Source organism: Nostoc sp. NMS9, from assembly GCF_017114995.1.
Classification (GTDB): Bacteria; Cyanobacteriota; Cyanobacteriia; order Cyanobacteriales; family Nostocaceae; genus Nostoc.
Genome location: NZ_JABXKL010000059.1, coordinates 16,507 through 34,418 on the forward strand (window position 1 = coordinate 16,507; position 17,912 = coordinate 34,418).

Below are 17,912 nucleotides of genomic sequence, written 5' to 3' on the forward strand. Positions count from 1 at the left end.
TCTAGCGGTTAGGTTTCCAGAAATTTTCTCGAATTTGCGATTATTCAGGAAAAAATAAACTGATAGAACAACAAAATCCGGGTAAAAGTGGCGATGTTATTTCATCAGCACCTAACAAAGTCGCAACTAAAACCAACTGTGCTTTTTCTCGCCGATAAACTTTAACTTGTTTAGTAAAACGATCAACAATCCAATACTCACGCACGCCTTGAACTGAATAAAGTTTCAGTTTTGCTTCTTTGTCTCGAAGTTCATTTTGTTTACCAGGAGGTAAAACCTCTACTACTAACTCTGGTGCGCCTGTCAAATGTCCCGCTTCATCTTCAATTTGCGCCAGTCGTTCTCGACTTACCCAAACTACATCCGGTATAACGCTATCTGCTTGCGAAAAAATCACTCCTGGAGCTACAATTGTTTCCCCTAAACCACTCGAATCTGACCAAACATCGAGTTGTCGAGCGATTTTTACACAAACTTGTTGATGACGGCGGTGAGGAGTGCGAGTCACAAAAAGTTCTCCATTAATAATTTCATAGCGCGTCCACTCATTTTCGGGTAGAACCTCTAAATCGTGAATTGTCCAGCGTACTCCCTCAATGGCTTGGTTCATGATTTTCCCTGCTTGGCTCGTTGCCTTTGTTTAATTTTATCTTTTCTTCGGGTAAGGCAGATATGGTATTTAAATTAGAACCATAATGAAAAGCAAAAGTTCAGGTGAAACTCTGTATGCTGACATTTACCCAACTTAAACCACCTAATTACGATGCCGCTGTTACTTTTACTCTGGCGCTAACAGCAGAAGAACGCACCCGCAGTCGTCATCGCTTTGAAACTGAAGATGGTAAAGTTGTGTTTTTACATTTACCCAGAGGAACTGTCTTACACGATGGCGATATTCTGCAAGAAGAAACCGATAGCAGTTTAATCAGAATTACTGCCAAACCAGAACTAGTGCTAACTGCCTTTGCCCAAACACCACTATTATTATTACGGGCGGCATACCATCTGGGAAATCGCCATGTACCTGTAGAAATTACTCCGACTTATTTACGCTTGTCCTCAGATTCTGTTTTACGTCCAATGTTAGAACAACTGGGGTTAGAAGTTAAAGAGGAAATTTTACCGTTTCAGCCAGAATTGGGGGCTTATGGACAACAGCATCATGCTCACTGATAGCCATCTTTTGAGTATTTTGCAGCTGGCTAGCCCCGCTTTACCTGTGGGAGCATATAGTTATTCTGAAGGTTTGGAAATGTTGGTGGAAAATGGTACGATCGCTAGCCAGTCACATCTCAAAGATTGGTTAAAAGCAGAGTTGCTCTACGGGGCAATTCGGTTAGAGGCGGCGGTGATGGTACGATCGCAGCAAGCTGTAAAAATGGGTGATATTAAGTCTCTATGCCGTTGGAATCTCTGGTTATCGGCTGCTAGGGAAACAGAAGAATTACGCGCTTCTAGTTGGCAAATGGGGCGATCGCTCATCCAATTACTTGGTAAACTAGAACCGCAGATTGTACCTATTGCCAATGCTGTCGGTAATCCTTGCAATTATGCGATCGCTTTTGGCATTGTCGTTGCCCATTGGCAAATCAGTATCCAAGCCGCATTACTCGGATATCTGCATAGTTGGGCAAGTAATTTGATTACTGCTGGCGTGAAACTTATCCCCCTTGGACAAACAGCAGGACAGCAGTTATTACTAGATTTGCAACCATTACTTAGCGCTGCGGTATTAGAAATTCTCGCGTTGCAGGACGATCAACTCGCCTGTTGTACTTGGGGTTTGTCGCTGGCAAGTATGCAGCATGAAACGCAGTATACGAGGTTGTTTAGGAGTTAGTCATTGGGCATGGGGCATTGGGCATTGGGCATTGGGCATTGGGCATTGGGCATGGGGCATGGGGCATTGGGCATTGGGCATTGGGCATTGGGCATTGGGCATTGGGCATGGGGCAAAAACTAAGTCCCGATAACCATGTACCAAGAAAAAATGACAAATGACAAATGACAAAGGACAAAGGACAAATGACAATGAATGCATTTCGAGTAGGGGTTGCTGGGCCAGTGGGTTCGGGAAAGACGGCTTTGGTGGATGCTTTATGTAAAGGATTGCGTGAGCAGTATCAGATTGCGGTGGTGACGAATGATATTTATACTCAGGAGGATGCTCAGTTTTTAGTGCGTTCTCAGGCGTTGGCTAGCGATCGCATTTTGGGTGTAGAGACTGGTGGTTGCCCTCATACTGCTATCCGCGAAGATGCTTCGATGAATTTGGCGGCAATTGAACAGTTAGAGGAACGTTTTATCGATTTGGATTTGGTATTTTTGGAAAGTGGCGGCGATAATTTGGCTGCTACTTTTAGTCCCGAATTAGTAGATTTAACAATTTACGTCATCGATGTTGCAGCTGGCGATAAAATTCCCCGCAAAGGTGGCCCCGGCATTACTAAGTCTGATTTGTTGGTGATTAACAAAACTGACCTTGCACCCTATGTTGGTGCAGATTTAAGTGTGATGGAACGAGATGCTAAAAAAATGCGCGGCGATAAACCTTTTATTTTTACTAATTTGAAAACTCAGTCTGGACTTGCAGATGTAATTAACTTTGTTTGCACAAATATCTGTTAAAAATAATTTTAAGCCGTAGTCACAGAGGTTAGGACAGTGTTGATTGCTCAAAGCCTTGAAACAACTGGGTTTTTACTCAGCACTCAGCACTCAGCACTTTGCTATATAACCCACGGAGGTGGGTTTTGCCTGTATAGACGAGGTTTATGAGCCTTTTAACTCGGCAGTTGAGCCTTTTTACTCAGCAGTTGAGCCTCTGAACTCGGCAGTTAAGGCTTAACTCTTTGTCAAAGTCAATTTTTTTTTAACGAACTGCAAAGGACGCATTCGCGCAGCGTCTCGTAAGAGTTGGACACAAAGAAAGAGAAGGAAGAGAAGAAAGAAATGCTTAACTGAACTCTATTGGTTTATAACCGCCCTTTTAACTATAAAGTCCGTAAATGACGATTTCGCACCCGTTCAGCACTACCAGTAGGAATCGCAGCAATTAATTTTTGCGTGTATTCCTCTTTGGGTTCTTGGTAGATGCTTTCGGCTGTCCCTTCTTCAACAATTTGACCGCGATTCATAACTAAAATGCGATCGCTCATAAATTTCACTACACTTAAATCATGAGAAATAAAAATATAGGTAAGCTGAAAATCTGACTGTAATTCTTTGAGAAGATTTAACACCTGCGCCTGTACTGAAACATCCAGCGCTGAAACTGATTCATCGCAGATGATAAATTTAGGATTCAATGCCAAAGAACGGGCTATGCAAATCCGTTGGCGTTGACCGCCAGAAAACTGATGAGGATAGCGGTTAATTGCATCTGCACTCAACCCCACCCGTTCTAAGAGTTCGACTACTCGCTGGCGTCGTTGTTGTTTTGTCTTCCCAACAGCGTGAATTAACAATGGTTCCATCACCGCATCCCCAACCTTCATCCGGGGATCGAGGGAACTAAAAGGATTTTGGAAGACTATTTGCATTTCTCGCCGCAGTTTTTGCAATCGTTCTCCTTTGAGGCTAGTAATATCTTGTTTCTCAAAGATAATCTGACCACTCATCGGTTCAATTAAGCGCAGCAAGGTTCTGCCAAGGGTAGTTTTACCGCAACCAGATTCTCCCACCAAACCTAGTGTTTCTCCTGGTTTGACATCAAAAGAAACGCCATTAACTGCCATATTGTAGCGTTTTGTACCACCAAACACCCCGCGCACTGGAAAACCAACTTTCAGGTTGCGGATTTGCAGCAGGGGTTCCAATTCATTGAAGTTTGCCAATCTTTCAGCAATCTCTTCGGTGGTCACTTCTATGGGTTGTGCAGGTTCTTTTGGCTGAATTACTACTTGTCCCGTTGGCGTCTCTTCTGCACTCATGTAGTCAGAAACGGTAAGTAATTTTTGGGGACGGCGGTTGAGTGTGGGGCGACAAGCGATCAAACCTTTAGTATATGGATGCTGAGGACTGCTGAAAATTTGCTCAGAAGTACCAGATTCGACAACTTTACCTTTATACATCACCGCTACTTGGTCAGCAATTTCTGAAATTAGTCCCAAGTCGTGGGTGATGAAAATCATTGCCATATCACGGCTTTGCTGCAATTCTCGCAACAAGTCCAAAATTGTCGCTTGCACCGTCACATCCAAGGCTGTAGTTGGTTCATCGGCAATTAAGATTAATGGGTTGCAAGAAATTGCCATTGCAATCATTACCCGTTGCAACTGACCCCCAGAAAGTTCATGAGGGTAGCGTTCCAGCATGGCTTCTTTGTGTTCTTTAACCAACTGTGCCAACTTTGATGGTTCTGGTTTCGATGAATTGCTGTTGGTTTGATGCCAAGTTTCGATATACTGCTGTTGGATCTCCTCATCTCTAGGTAAAAGTTTTACCTCTTGCAGACCTGCGATCGCAATTTGTCGTGCTTGGGCTGCTGACACATTTTGATGCCGCATAATCGCTTCTGTTAGCTGAAACCCGATGTTATAAACCGGATTAAGCGAACTCATCGGTTCTTGAAAAATCATGGCGATGTCGCCACCCCGGTGTAACTGCATTTGCTCAGGAGGCAATTTTACCAAATCGATTGCATTGGCATTCTCCTGCGGACGAAACCAGATTTCACCGCCAGTAACTATACCGGGAGTTTGCAACAAACCCATCACAGCTAGGGCTGTCACTGATTTTCCACTTCCTGATTCTCCTACTATTCCTAGAGTTTCACCTGGATGCAGTCCAAAGGAAATACCATCCAAAGCTCTGACAGTATTGCCATCACCGGGAAATTCAACTTGGAGATTGCGAACCTCTAGGACAGTTTCTCTCATAGGAGTGGGGTATGAATTTTAACTTAAAATTATTTGATTTTAACAATAGTTTTGATGTATATGTGAGTAAATTTGGTTTTTACACTTCTTGGCAGTTTTTCACATACTTCCACAATATACACGCATTTGCGATGTAGAATTTCTTGTGATTTCTGCAAATTGCGATCGCCTCAAACACTACGCAGGAAGTCCCAATGCTTTTATAATCAGCGGCAATAGTTTACTGCACGACTCGATGATGTTCGCAGTGCTTGGCAAACTCTTCAATATTCCATCAAAGTTTATTCTAGCCTTTCGCACCAATCCTTTCTTTTTCTCCTGGTCAGGTGTTTGTCCTGCTTCTGCCAAAGCTTTCACATGCTCTAATAAATCAGCTTTATCTTCGGGAGCTAAATCAGTATCTTCATCAACCGCTTGCTGAAGTTGGATCAGTAGTTCTTTAATTCCCGGTTCAGTGGGATCTGGAGAACTAGGTAACTGATTGAGAACGTTAGACACACTACCGCTAATTTCACCCAAATTAATGGTTGAACCTGTAATATCGCCTCCTACTGTAATCCTTGCCCCCGTGGAAGCATCTACATTACCACCTGCGCTAATATTCTGATTTTCCATAATCTCTCCAACTTGATTTGTAAGGTAGATTCGATGTCCTTGTCCTTGAAAAATCACACTTTCAGTAGAATTACCTGTGCGTTCAACTAATTTTTGCGAGAATTGCCAGTACATATCCATCAAAACCTGGTAATAACTAGATAGTCTAGCAATCTCACCTTCCTTAGCTTCCAAAGCTAACTGATAACGAGTCTCAAACAGTTTACGCAAGTCTTCATAAGTTTCATTCACCCGCTCTACCACTTGTTGACGAGAAACCCCTTCCCGATGACCAACTTTGACAATCCAAAGATCGCCGCGTTGCTCTAAACCCTGCAATTCTAGCCCTAGACTCTCATCCTCCAAGCGGAATTTCTCAAACACAAAACTCAGGGATATGGGGTCAATCTCCTGCTCAAACACCAGCTCATAGGAAGTTTCTAGCTTGCGAACGATCGCCTCAAACTCCCCAGGCAAAAAGTTTCGCCCTACAGGATAACGTTGGGTACGCTCACCATCTTCAAAGTCACGGTAGATATATTCACAAATTACCCCCTGAAAACAGGTTTGGCGATTAAAGCTCCAATCTTTCAGACAGCAACCAGTTAAATTTGCTAGGGAAAAGTCTACATCAGTAACCAGCGTCCGCACAAACCTAGCATAATAGAGGTTAGCCCCCCGGAGGTCTACCCCATCCAAAATTGCCTCTGTGAAGTCGAAATACTGCAAGACCGCTTTTTGCAGATAGGCTCCCCGCAGGTTGGCGCGAAAAAAGTTTTGGGTTTTGGGTTCTCCTTTTAGCAAGGCTTGCACTTTGGGTTGATGCAAATCTAAGTAGGAATCATCTACTGTTGCAGCGTCCCAATCAGTTGTACTAGCAAAACGAGTCCTGTAGAGTTTTTTGGCTCGTAGGTCAATATTTGCTAGGGATATTTCGGAAAAATTCAGGTGGCTCAAGTCTAGCTCACGGAAAGAAGTGCCTCCCAAGTTAGCGATCGCTTTTCCCAGATTAAGAATTGCATCGGGTTGTCCCTGCGAACCACGGTTGTCTTGGAAAAATTGCAGTATAACTAAGGCGATCGCTACAGCCAAAACACTACTACCTAACCATCCCAGTAACTCCGTTATGAAACCTATGAGCTTTTGAGTTGACCGTATTCCCTTTAAATACGGATTGTCCATAGCACCGCTTGCAGCCCGCACCAGTCCGACTGCACCACAAAACAGCATGAAGCTAGCTAGCAAAAATCCATGCAACCAGCGAAATTGTCTTTGAAAGCCCATAGCCAGCAGTGAACTCCCCAAGCTCAAACCGACTACACTAAACAGAGAAGCCGCTGTGAATAAAGTGCCGAATAAAGGGCTAACGACCACAAAGTTCTCTAGTCCCATCAGTCGCAGCCCCACCGCTAAGATCGGCAAAACCAGCCAGCACCCAATCAATGCCACTAAAATACTCTGCAACCATTGGGTACGCACCAAGTAAACAAACACAGCTAGGATAATTGCCACATTTGCGATCGTCAGATAGCGCCACCCCTGGTAATCGAATACTAGGTCGAGGGCTAACTTAGCTCCAACGTTGGCTGCTACCACGGCACATAAGAGACTCAGTAGTAAGCTTAAGGAAAATATCCCAATTCGACTCGTCGCGGAAAGTCCCAGCAAACACTGGCTGAAGTCCAGTTGACTCAGCATCTCTTGAGAAACGCGCTTTCCTCGGAGATCAATCAAGCGAGGCAGGCTAGTTGGTGGTGATGCCTGATTCATTTAAGTAAAATAACAGCTACTTTTGATTAAGTAATGGCACGTATTACAATTAGCATAAATTACTATTGGAAGTTTTTTATGGCAAGGATTTTACTGAATAAAATATGGACTGAACTCGGCAAGGTTTGGAAAGAGCTAGAAAGTATCCACCCTCAAGAAAAAAATACAGAGTTAACCCCTGTGTCAGGGTCTGACCTTGCAAAGTTTATCAATCAGCGATTACACCGACGAAATCAGCAAACCAGTACGACTCTGACCCCAGTCTTAAACGAGAACGATTTGTTACCTTTCAGTTTTTTTAGGACAGGCCTACAGGCAGGTAAAAGTGTGTGTTGTTTAGTCCGTCGAATTAGCAAACCCGAAGACTTAGACAAATTGATCAAAGTAGCTAAAGATGATCCAATACTGCGATCAAGGCTATTGAAATGGTACAGCTTTGACCCGATTACGGAGCAAGACGAATTTAAGACTAAGGCTCCAACGGTGGATTTGCCTTACGCTTCTGGGTTTCTTGTAGGCGGTGACTACCTGCTAACCAATCGCCATGTTGTTGAGGATCTGCTAACCAATTGCGATGTTGAGGAGCAGAAAAAGCTCTTCTCTGAATTTAGTGCGGTATTTAACTACGAAGCCGATCCCCATCGCCAGGAAAGCGACCCAGAGCTATTAACTCGATCAAACAAGTATAAGTTTGATCATACATTTTGGGTGACATCACCCAACCCAGACCTGGATTACGTGTTGCTGAAGCTGAAGCCACTGGATGGTGAATCGGCGATTGTCAAGTTTGGGAAAGTTAATTTAGCAAAAATCTTAGAAGAAGAAGTTGCTCCAAGTATAAGCACAGATATGTTGGCTGCTGACTCCCACCTCAAAGCAAACATTGAAGCTGGATTCGTAACTCTTATCGAGACCAAAAATATTGACGGTGATCCAATCCACATGATTGAGCATCCTGGGGGGCGACCCAAGCAAGTTGTTGTGTTTAATAATCGCCTCGTACAGATTTACAAGAATTGTCTTGAGTATGACACTGATGCTGAACCTGGCTCCTCTGGCAGTCCGTTATTTAATACAGATTGGCAGGTAGTTGGTATTCATCAAGCTGCACTTTTAGATGAAAAAAGCAATGATCACAAGGTCAAAGGCTATCTAGGTATTCGGATCGATAGCATTTTGGCAGATCTGAAGGAACAAAGCTCTGATAATCCAGAGTTGCAAAATTTTTTGAAAGGCCTTTGGGTTGATCCCACTACCCCACGGCCAAAGCCTCGAGCATTTATCCTTGCCGGACGACCAAGACGTTCAGTCTTAGGAGATGACTACGCCAAGCTAGAAAAAAAGGCAATGGAGAATCTACGAGATTCAATTATTGCACAAATGAATGATCTTGATTCAGATGTGAGCGTTGTCCCCATATCAGTAGATCCTACTAATGAATCGTCAGAAAAAGCAGCCATCAAGCAGACGATACAGGATATTAACCAGCAACGCAATCTTCAACAGCAAGATGAACTAGCAATTGAACTGCTGGTCAATAGTTCAGATCCTTCTGAATCCAAATCCAAAGATTCTTGGATCAAACTTTACTACGACGCTGGCAATGTTCGCGCTCAAAAATTAGCACTATCCTTGCAAACATTTCTTAAACAAGATAACTTGCCATTTTCCGTCAGTGCCCTTCCTGATTCTTATACGAATACTCGTGGCTTGAGGTTTTGTCGAGATGTGAATTTACCAGCAGTTGTAATTTTTGTAGGTGATCTAGCTAACGCCAGCGATCGCGTTTACCTTGAAAAGATACAACAAGATCCTGGTAATGCGTCAGTGCTTGCTACCAGTCTTACCAAAGGTATCCTTAATGCCTTAAAAGGGCTGTAAAACTGATAGCATTAGTTCCTCTGTGTTTAAAAGGGAATGTCATCTGGATCTGGTTCTTGCTCTTTCACTGCTGGATAAGTGGTTCGCTCATAATTTGTGGGTTGAGGTACGGGTTCGTAACTTGTCGTTTGGGGAGTAACGCCAACAGGATTTGCAACCGGGGTAGGCGCTGGACGTGGTGACTCGTAAGTGGGAACGTCTTTCTGTGGAGGACGAGATGCTGAAGATGGTTGTCGGGGAGCAGTTTCAGTGAATGATGGAGTTACGGTTGCTGAGGGCAATGGATCGGTATTAAAACTACCTCCAACAGATTGAATTTGCTGCACCGTCAATTCAGCGCGTTTTTCTTTAAAACCTTCTTGACGCTCAACAGTATTCATAGTTAAACGTCCTACCAAGATGACGCGATCGCCTTGATGGTAATTTTGCTGAATTTCTGTCGCTAAATTCCCCCAGCCGACAACTTTCAGCGTGGCTGGCGGATCTTCTGGTTTCAGGGAATTGGGAAACTGCACCAGCATTTCAGTAACTCCCAAATTATCCGCTGTATAGCGGAGTTGCGGCTCGTTAATAATTTCCGCCATTAAAACGCAGCTGTTCATTAAAATTACTCCTGCAAAAAGTACTGATTCCAAAAGAGGGGGTTTTTCTATGTAGTGCCAATTAATATCTAGATAGGTTTAATTGTTTGCATTTTTTAATAATATTTGAACAAATTTTCTACATCCACTCTTAGTTTTTAGTCCTTTCTAGCATAAAAGCCAAGCGATCGCTTTGAACAGCATTGAGTATGCTACTCGCCACCCTCGCTTGACTAAATGAGCATTAAATTCTGCATTGAGTAGTATAATTGTACCACCCATTGATTAAATAGAAAAAATTATTGGCAAAAATTAAGTTTTGACGTGAACTGGAAAAACACCCAAGGCGATCAACCTTGCTGGAAGGTCGCGCAAGATAGGTAAGCGTAAAAACGTAGGTGGTACAAAGGTGCGATTTGAAGTGAGAACCGGGGCCAATACCCGCTTTTGGATAAAAGTTTGAAACGCTTGAATGATGCGTGTTGGCAACTCGCGTTGACGCTGTACTTTTGCTAGGTCACTAAGTTGTACTTGTCGGTTTTTGAGCGGTTTGTTAAGTACATTCGCCGCAACGACAGCATCTTGAATCGCGTAGTTAATGCCAACTCCACCAACGGGGGACATTATATGAGCTGCATCACCGATGAGTAATAGTCCCGGATGATACCAACGTTTGACACGGCTGGACTCGACTGAAAGAAAAGCTATTTGTGACCAATCATGTAAATTTTGAATGCGTTGCTGGAATTCTGGCACCACTTTCACAACAGATTTTTTTAATTCCTCTAAACCCGCAGTCCGCAGTTGTTGATAGCCTCCTTTAGGAATAATATATGCAACTTGCCACTCATCGCCACGGTCAAGCATGGCGATGATGTGACCTTGACCAAAGCGCCCCATTCCCCCCTCTGGGTCTTCTGGCTGGCGCGGTAGGCGAAACCAGAGGACATCCATTGGCGGCGAAGTTTCGATAGATTCAAACTTACCCAGGTGGCGTAAACGTGAGTGGCGACCGTCTGCACCCACTGTCAGTATTGCCCGAATTTCATGCCAACCACCGCTTCCCCGATAGCGGACACCTTGAATCTCCTCATTTTCGGTAATTAATTCCTGCACATTCGCACCCATTACCAGATGGAAACTAGGATATTTTTGTGCTTCTTGGGTGATGAACTCCAGGAATTTTACCTGGGGAAGCATTGTAATATAGGGATAATGGGTTTTCAGATGACTAAAATCTGCCAATGTGACAGTATCTTGAGGAGTTTGAATACTAATTTGGCGCATTTTGGTATGGGGAAGTCCTAGCAAGCGATCGCTAAGTCCCAATTCTTCCATAATTTCCATCACTGATGGATGAATCGTATCGCCGCGAAAATCGCGATCAAAGTCTTTGTGTGCTTCCAGCAGCATCACAGAAATGCCTTGACGCGCTAACAACAGTGCCAATACTGCTCCTGCTGGGCCCCCACCCACAATGCAACAATCTGTGGTTTGTACGTCTACAATGTCATGGATAGGATTAATACTTGGGTCTTGGGAAAGATTTTTAGGTACATCGGTAGTCATAACAACACCTCTTGATAGCCCTAAAATTTAGGGTAGTTTGCTTTTGATAGTGCAAGCTATTTTTTTAACTTTTTGTATTTACATAGAATCCCCAGATGATATACGAAACTGGAAGCAAGCAAGATTTGCACCAAGTGTATGTAGCATCGCTCCTAGAAATGAGGTTTTCACCTTTACAGGATAAGGGTTTGAGATTCTTTTTCAGAGATGTATATTACCTAAACAGTATAGACATTGCTGAGTTTAGAAGATAAAAATATACTCTTAAATTTCGACGCTCTTAATTACTGCTCGGTCAACATCACCGTAAAACACAATATCAAGCTTTTCGACTACCTCTTCTGGTAAACCTGCAAATTGGCTTTTATTAGAAAGTGGTACCAAAGCTCGTAGCGCTCGGCTTTCCATTGCTATTTGCAGTGATTCGACAATTGAAGCAGGGCCTTTGATATTCCCTTGAATTGTTAAATCGCCCAAAATCAGAGTTCCGGCTTGAATTTGACGATTCTGTATGGCTGAAATGATGACGACAAAAAACGCTACCCCACAAGGACATTCAACACGGCTTCCAGACAAGTCTACAGCTTCAGCGTAAATATCTCTCAATGCCAGGATTTCGTTGAGTCCTTTCCTTTACTTTATACTTTGAAGATAGCTGAAAGCCCAGTTTAATGATTCTTTTAAAGCATCTCTCAATGCCAGGGTTTCGTTGAGTCCTTTCCTTTATACTTTGAAGATAGCTGAAAGCCCGGTTTAATGATTCTTTTAAAGCTTTGTCTAACCCTGTAGGGGTTCGTAGTTTTCCTGTCCCTGATGTACAAGCAACTTCCAGACAGTAAAGACCAACCCTGGCCTCTTCATTTGCTGTGGCGGTGTACACTGTGCCTGCGGGTAAAGGTTCCTAAGAGAAGATTCCAGCACTACCTTGTTCTGGTACACCTACATTCATCTCTATATCACTTTCCTGGTCGATGTAAGAAAAGCTTAGTAAAGATTTTTTAATTATTTCAGAGTAAATACGGCTCTAAGTGGGCTTTTAGTTACTCTATCTTTTAAGAAGAATAGCTACTTTTATAAGCGATCGCACAATGGACGACAGCAAAGCATTGTTTGATTATTGGCATGACCGAGTACGACTGAAAAACTATGAATTGATTGCAGCGCCTGGTCATGTCCAAACCCAAGAGCTACGTCATGAATGTACCAACTACGACGAACTCTGGCGTAGTTCCGAAATTCAACGATTGGATGAAGCAGAGCGTAGCAGGGTTATTGCTATCATTAAGTATGAGTGTACAGCCAAAGTTTTACAGAATCGGGCTGGTCGTCTGCGCGATCGCGCTCATGAGCTGGAAGCAGCTTGTCATGAACAAGATCAACAAAAATCTAAGCTTCTTGGTCTAATCAAGGCATTACAAGAGAAACTATTTGGTAAGGACAAAGAAATTAAGAGGTTAGAAGCACGAATAGCCTCGCTAGCAGTTGAAAATGAAGCGCTGCGATCTGAAGTAGAGAATAGTAAAGCTGAGGCAGAATTACGTACAGAACTAGAAAATTTAAAAAAGAAGTACAATGCTGTTGAGAAGCGAAGACAGGAGTTAGCTAAGAATAATCAGAGTTTAGGTGGAAGAGTTGCCCATACGAAAAAATATAAGCAGCAAAGAGACGAAGCAATAGCTTTAACTGAACAGCAGAAACAGCAAATTGCTTTGTTAATTATAGAGAGTCAGCGTCTTCGTGAGGAGAATGAAAGGCTTTATAAAAAAATAAACCAACTAGAGCGATAAAATCTTCTAAATTTGAGACGCTCAATACTAAATATGAAACTTCAAGAGCTAAAAGCTAAAGTCTATGAGTTGGCTGAGGTAACTACTACCAAACAATTCAAGGCGAAGTATAAGGAAATTCAGACGCTAGATATGCGTCTAAAAACCTCTTGGCAGGAAACTATTGCTATTCTCCAAAAATCCCAAAGCGAGTATGAGAAGTGGTTAGAAAATCCACCTGAAGAATACAAAGAAATTTTCTCTGAGATTACAGAAGCTTTAGAAAAATACGATCAAAAATCAATACAGACAAAAAAGTTAGCACAAGAAATTGTGTCAATAGCTGACGACCTCGAAGAACTAGCAGAGGAATCTCAAAACGAAGCAGAACAAATAAAGCAAGAAGTTAAAGTAATTAAACACATTTCAAAACAAGCCAGACTTAACTAGTTTTGGCATTAGATTATAGGTAATAAATCTTTGGAATATTTCAATGATTTTGCTGTTATCAACCAATAAAATATCTAAAAATAGATAATATTAGGGGCGGATGTTACTATCATTATGCCTCACGTTAAATTTGTAAATTTACACCAAGTATGCACAGATGATCTTCTATGATTTCCTGGCCTAAATGCATTGGGTATGGCAAAATGATATTTCCCATAGACCAAGCAGGTGAACATCTTAAATAGTCAGGTACTCGACACAGTGCCTTTAAAGCTTCTTCTGTCTGAAAATCTGGGTGTACAAAGAACGGCACCATCTCCACCATCTGTTGATGTTTGAATGAAATGTTAGCACCGTATTTATCCTCTTGGAATCCAAGTTTATAAAGTTCGGGTATTGGCATTTCATCTTGCGCCTTCTGTGTTTTTGGTAGCCTTCCGATAGAGAAGTAATGTAGTAGTTCTGGTGCTGACTTATCGTAAAAACTGCTCAGATGTTGGAAATCTCGTGCTGGATAATCTTCGTTCCAAGCTTCTCGATTGGTAATGTACTGCGGTGTTTCTTTACCAGTGCGAATACGAATTACTGCTAATAAGTTCTGTAGTTGTTTATTGTCACGCTTATACTCGCAAGTGTTACCAGGAACATGGCAGAAGTCGAGAACGTTGCGTTTTGCCAGAAGGTTCTCATTTTGTAACTGGGGCCAGATTTTGCCATCATTGTCTTCGCCGCGTCCGTTACGCCAGCCTTCAGATTCAATTAGAACAATAGTTGGTCGGTCTAAATGTTTGGTTAGTACGCGTGCAACAAACTGTACTAATTCCGTACCGCTCAACTTGATTTTACTTTGAAGGCGCTTTTTATTTTCTTGGCGATCGCGACGTGCTTCAGCAAAAATTTTTCCGGCAGCAATTCCTGCCTGTGTATAAGGAATCCAATCATTAGCATCTGGAAGTAAGACATCTACTGCACCCGTTGCACGCAGACGAACCGCAAGAGCATAGTGAATATCACCTTGATTTTGGCTAGTTTTGCGGCGACAAAAGGCAATTACATCTAAGTCTTGAGCAATTTCTTTCGGTATCTTTGCTTGCTCGTAGACTTGAGAGGGTAGCCCATATAGCGCCCCAATTTGGCGTAATGTTCCATCCAGTACAGCATTCATCACACGTCCTATTGTCTGTTTGCTATAGGCTGGTGATTTATCTTCATCATCTTCTTTTTCGCTAGGTTTTGGTTGAACCGGCTGTATCATTTGCGAACTGATTCCCTCTCTGACACAAGCTTCACGAATACCTCCTTTAATGTTTTGTTGGGGGAGAACTCCCTTTGTTTTAATTCGTCCAATTTCGATAATCGCTAAACAGTGAGGAGCAGTCTCAAAATTTATCAGAGGAATAGCACTTTGCTGGAGAAAGGTACGCCATAGGTCTCGCTTCGCTTGATGTTCATCACGCATCCGTCTATCGAATTTGCTACCATCTTTAGGTTTAAGTCCATCTGTATTAAATTTTTCTAAAAGCTTGGCATTATCAATCAAAATTTTTGAAACTGTAATGTGTGCTGGAAAATCCTGATTTTCATTGAGAAGGAATACATCACGCAATTGCTGGTAAACAGTCTCACAAGTGTCTTGTTTTCGATAAATAAGAAAGATATGCATTGGCTTACCCTGCAATGCTCGGTAAATAGCATCAGTAGCAATTTGTTGGTACAGTTGCCATCCTTTACGAGGTCTAGAAATAAATTCGTAATCGCGCATTGCTAGTGGTACTTTCTTACCAGATGGCGTAGGAATATCACATTGCATCGGATTATCTGGTATCAAAACGCCGTTGAGCGGTTCCAGTACCCGTGCAATGATATCGCCTCGCTCCAAAAAACTAAATCCTGTTTTGATACTGTGTCCTCGTTTATGTTTCTCATGCTCGTACCCATAGCCCTCAACATGAATTAGATAATATTCGTCCCTATCACCCCACTTAGTTGAGTTGTTTAAATTACCCAATGTCGCGGGATTGTTAAGAATATTTTCTGGCTGTTCTAGAGCGCGTGCTTTGAAGGACGCAAGCAGTTCCGGTAGTTGCAATCTCCACAAATTCTCTTTTTCTTTGCCGTTGTTTTCGATGACCAGACGTACTAGCGTCGAATCTACCTCGTAATCAGATAAACGTGCCTTGTTCATACCCATGAGAACAGAGATGTCACGGCCATAATTGCCATCCAACAAGGGTTCATGAGGATATCGCTGGCAACTTAAATGTAAGAAAATCCACGGCTCTAAATTGTCGTTATTATTGAACCGTCCTGCTTGCGTTTCAACATTAAAGTCTAGGCGGTAAGCAAAATAACCTTCTCTTTCCTTGCCATTATTATCTGTGTAATTCGCTTTAAACGGCTTACTAACTACGTAGAGTCCAACCTTACCCGAACCACCTCCCTGTACTTTGCGCCATTGAATTTCCTGCTCTTGTTGTCCAGAGTCAATGATGCACTTTTTACCATGCAACATGGTTGCGAGCAGACTGGGAATGGCTTGAAATCCCAATCCTCTCTGTGCGTTGATATCGCGCACAAGTGTTTCTGGTTTGATGCGTTGCCACTCCCAATCTGGCGGTATTACAGCTATTCTTTCGAGAAAGCGATCGCACACGCTATTCACTTGATCTTTTTTACCTTTGCCACGATATTGCTTTGTCCACTCCTGCGCCCAAATTCTTATTAATTCATGTATTTGCTTAGGTGTAGGAGTCTTCAATGGGTTCTCTAGCGTTCCTACAGCTAACGCCTGATATAAAACCAGATTCCTTTCCTGGTCAAAGTCGAGAGACTCAAAGCCGTATGTAAGTGTAGATGCACAGGCAAGCAGAGCATTATTTAACTGTCGATATGGTGGTTGAACCTCTCTTTTATTGTTGCTAGGATACAATACTTGTTTTATATCCCGCCAAAAGTCTGCTACCACCTGAACAAAAGGAAATGGCAGCACAGCAATCTCTAGATTGGCAAAGGCATCTGTCACCAAGCTCATGCGTGCAGGTAGCAAAATATTTGCTGGTGTAATTTTACTAGTCATACTCTTTCTCTATCTCTTGGGTCTATTTCCCAGTTGAAGCCATCGATATCAACCAAAGCATCTGCTATTGATTGGTATAAAGCTTTACTAATAACATCTTCATCAACATAGTCACAAAGCAAATCGATGATTGCTGCCAGCAAGCTGGTACGCGGTGTATCCGGCTGTTGCTCTTTGGCATAGTTTGGCCCCCAAGCAGCATCGACAAAGTAAGCGTGAAAGGGAACACCTCCACGTAAAAGACGACCTACAGCTTGAACGATTACGCCAGCAGTAGTTGCGGCTAAATCTTGGCGCGGAAAGGCACGTAACTCTTCATTTGGACGCAGTGTTTTGTAGTAAGAACGATGTTCTACCGATCGCCAATAACGTGCAGCCAACCGACGCACGGCTTCCGCACGTCCTAAAATTCCCTCTCCTTCCCAAGCAATGAAATTCGCATCTTCTATCCAATCTAAGGCACGACGGTTGATTTCTTGAGCGATCGCTTGAGTATCATGTGGATGAGGATAAGGAAGGGTGAGAAAGTAAACCGCACCAAAAGCAGCTTTGCCATTTGCATTCAAAATGTTGAATCCGCGTCCCATAGCACTTATCGGTGCAGCCAGAATTTTACCACCAGTACGCGCAAAAGTTTCAATGTCAGCACGGTTAAGAGCGCCAACTTCCATCCTTGACTGATAGTCGATATCATCATCAGTAATAATTTCTGTGCGATCGCGCTGCAAATGGTAGACTTGCTCCCGCATACCCCACCAACATTGACGGATTTCGTCTGCTACCCATCGTGCCTGATCGTAGGAGTTGACAAGTAACAGTATGCGTTCCCTATCCTGCCAAAAATCTGGAGCGCTCTCGCCAAGCTGTTTCAATTCCTCAAGCTCCTGTCCTAAATCACCGCTACCGTTGTTGCCAACTAACGCTTGTGCCATCTCTTTAAACATTCCCATTTTCTGACGTTCAGGTGTTCCAGAAATACGGATAGGTTCACCTTTGCAGTTCAATTGAGGCAGAAACTTAAAGCAGCTTTGAGCGATCGCTTCTGTGGCGCTCGGTTCTGGCATTAAAATACCTTGGGGATTGCCAACATGAAACTGGGTGGAATCTCGTAGATAAGAAGTTCCTGATAGTGCCAATACGTTAGGGCCGTGTTGACCATCCAAGTCAGTAAGCAAACGATGAAAGTTCAAAACGTAGTAACGACCAATATTGGTATAGGCAAACAAAGATAAAGCATTTTCGCTGCTATTCTCAGATTGGTTGTGATTGTCATCCTTGCGGGAATAGTAAGGGACTTGCGAAAAAATAAAGTACCAGCCATTCGAGAATATTTAGGAAGCGCGGA

At 42.9% G+C, this 17,912-nt stretch carries 15 protein-coding genes; 7 read left to right on the top strand and 8 right to left on the bottom strand.

Going from position 1 to position 17,912, the window contains the following annotated elements; translation table 11 throughout:
- Positions 1 to 40 precede the first annotated feature (40 nt).
- Positions 41 to 610, bottom strand: coding sequence for a Uma2 family endonuclease (locus HWQ40_RS17850; protein ID WP_292780004.1), 570 nt, complete (start codon positions 608 to 610; stop codon positions 41 to 43).
- Positions 611 to 726: 116 nt separating this feature from the next.
- On the opposite strand from HWQ40_RS17850, the gene ureE reads away from it, so the two are divergent.
- From ureE to ureG, 4 genes are read left to right on the top strand one after another with little or no spacing between them, the layout of a single operon-like run.
- On the top strand, positions 727 to 1,173 hold the full coding sequence (gene ureE / locus HWQ40_RS17855) for an urease accessory protein UreE (RefSeq protein ID WP_292780006.1): 447 nt from the start codon (positions 727 to 729) through the stop codon (positions 1,171 to 1,173).
- Entirely contained in the window at positions 1,148 to 1,840 is a 693-nt protein-coding gene (locus HWQ40_RS17860) for an urease accessory protein UreF (protein ID WP_292780007.1), read from the top strand. The genes ureE and HWQ40_RS17860 overlap by 26 nt, the downstream gene beginning before the upstream one ends.
- Positions 1,806 to 1,973: a hypothetical protein gene (locus HWQ40_RS17865; RefSeq protein ID WP_292780009.1), complete on the top strand. Its 168-nt coding sequence runs from the start codon at positions 1,806 to 1,808 to the stop codon at positions 1,971 to 1,973. The genes HWQ40_RS17860 and HWQ40_RS17865 overlap by 35 nt, the downstream gene beginning before the upstream one ends.
- A gap of 58 nt (positions 1,974 to 2,031) precedes the next feature.
- Positions 2,032 to 2,628 carry an urease accessory protein UreG gene (gene ureG, locus HWQ40_RS17870; RefSeq protein WP_100901384.1) on the top strand — a complete coding sequence of 199 codons (597 nt, stop codon included), beginning with the start codon at positions 2,032 to 2,034 and terminating at the stop codon, positions 2,626 to 2,628.
- Between the two features lie 365 nt (positions 2,629 to 2,993).
- Here ureG and HWQ40_RS17875 read toward each other — a convergent pair whose 3' ends face one another.
- Positions 2,994 to 4,880, bottom strand: a complete 1,887-nt coding sequence (locus HWQ40_RS17875) for an ABC transporter ATP-binding protein (RefSeq protein WP_292780011.1) — start codon at positions 4,878 to 4,880, stop codon at positions 2,994 to 2,996.
- A gap of 177 nt (positions 4,881 to 5,057) precedes the next feature.
- Positions 5,058 to 7,244 (bottom strand): pentapeptide repeat-containing protein, encoded by a 2,187-nt coding sequence (locus tag HWQ40_RS17880; RefSeq protein ID WP_292780013.1) that lies wholly within the window; start codon positions 7,242 to 7,244, stop codon positions 5,058 to 5,060.
- A gap of 78 nt (positions 7,245 to 7,322) precedes the next feature.
- Between HWQ40_RS17880 and HWQ40_RS17885 the strand changes: the two genes are divergently transcribed.
- Entirely contained in the window at positions 7,323 to 9,125 is a 1,803-nt protein-coding gene (locus HWQ40_RS17885) for a serine protease (protein WP_292780014.1), read from the top strand.
- Positions 9,126 to 9,151: 26 nt separating this feature from the next.
- On the opposite strand, the gene HWQ40_RS17890 is transcribed toward HWQ40_RS17885, so the two are convergent.
- The 3 genes from HWQ40_RS17890 to HWQ40_RS17900 form a co-directional block, all read right to left on the bottom strand.
- Positions 9,152 to 9,727, bottom strand: a complete 576-nt coding sequence (locus HWQ40_RS17890) for a single-stranded DNA-binding protein (protein WP_292780015.1) — start codon at positions 9,725 to 9,727, stop codon at positions 9,152 to 9,154.
- Between the two features lie 291 nt (positions 9,728 to 10,018).
- Positions 10,019 to 11,275, bottom strand: a complete 1,257-nt coding sequence (locus tag HWQ40_RS17895) for an FAD-dependent oxidoreductase (RefSeq protein ID WP_292780016.1) — start codon at positions 11,273 to 11,275, stop codon at positions 10,019 to 10,021.
- 264 nt (positions 11,276 to 11,539) lie between these two features.
- Positions 11,540 to 11,881 carry a S16 family serine protease gene (locus tag HWQ40_RS17900; RefSeq protein WP_292780018.1) on the bottom strand — a complete coding sequence of 114 codons (342 nt, stop codon included), beginning with the start codon at positions 11,879 to 11,881 and terminating at the stop codon, positions 11,540 to 11,542.
- A gap of 482 nt (positions 11,882 to 12,363) precedes the next feature.
- Here HWQ40_RS17900 and HWQ40_RS17905 point away from each other — a divergent pair, with 482 nt between their 5' ends.
- On the top strand, positions 12,364 to 13,062 hold the full coding sequence (locus HWQ40_RS17905) for a hypothetical protein (protein ID WP_292780020.1): 699 nt from the start codon (positions 12,364 to 12,366) through the stop codon (positions 13,060 to 13,062).
- 33 nt (positions 13,063 to 13,095) lie between these two features.
- Positions 13,096 to 13,491 (top strand): hypothetical protein, encoded by a 396-nt coding sequence (locus HWQ40_RS17910; protein ID WP_292780022.1) that lies wholly within the window; start codon positions 13,096 to 13,098, stop codon positions 13,489 to 13,491.
- 124 nt (positions 13,492 to 13,615) lie between these two features.
- On the opposite strand, the gene HWQ40_RS17915 is transcribed toward HWQ40_RS17910, so the two are convergent.
- Positions 13,616 to 16,567: an RNaseH domain-containing protein gene (locus tag HWQ40_RS17915; protein ID WP_292780024.1), complete on the bottom strand. Its 2,952-nt coding sequence runs from the start codon at positions 16,565 to 16,567 to the stop codon at positions 13,616 to 13,618.
- A complete protein-coding gene (locus tag HWQ40_RS17920; RefSeq protein ID WP_292780026.1) occupies positions 16,564 to 17,793 on the bottom strand; it encodes a hypothetical protein in 1,230 nt (409 codons plus the stop codon). The genes HWQ40_RS17915 and HWQ40_RS17920 overlap by 4 nt, the downstream gene beginning before the upstream one ends.
- Positions 17,794 to 17,912 lie beyond the last annotated feature (119 nt).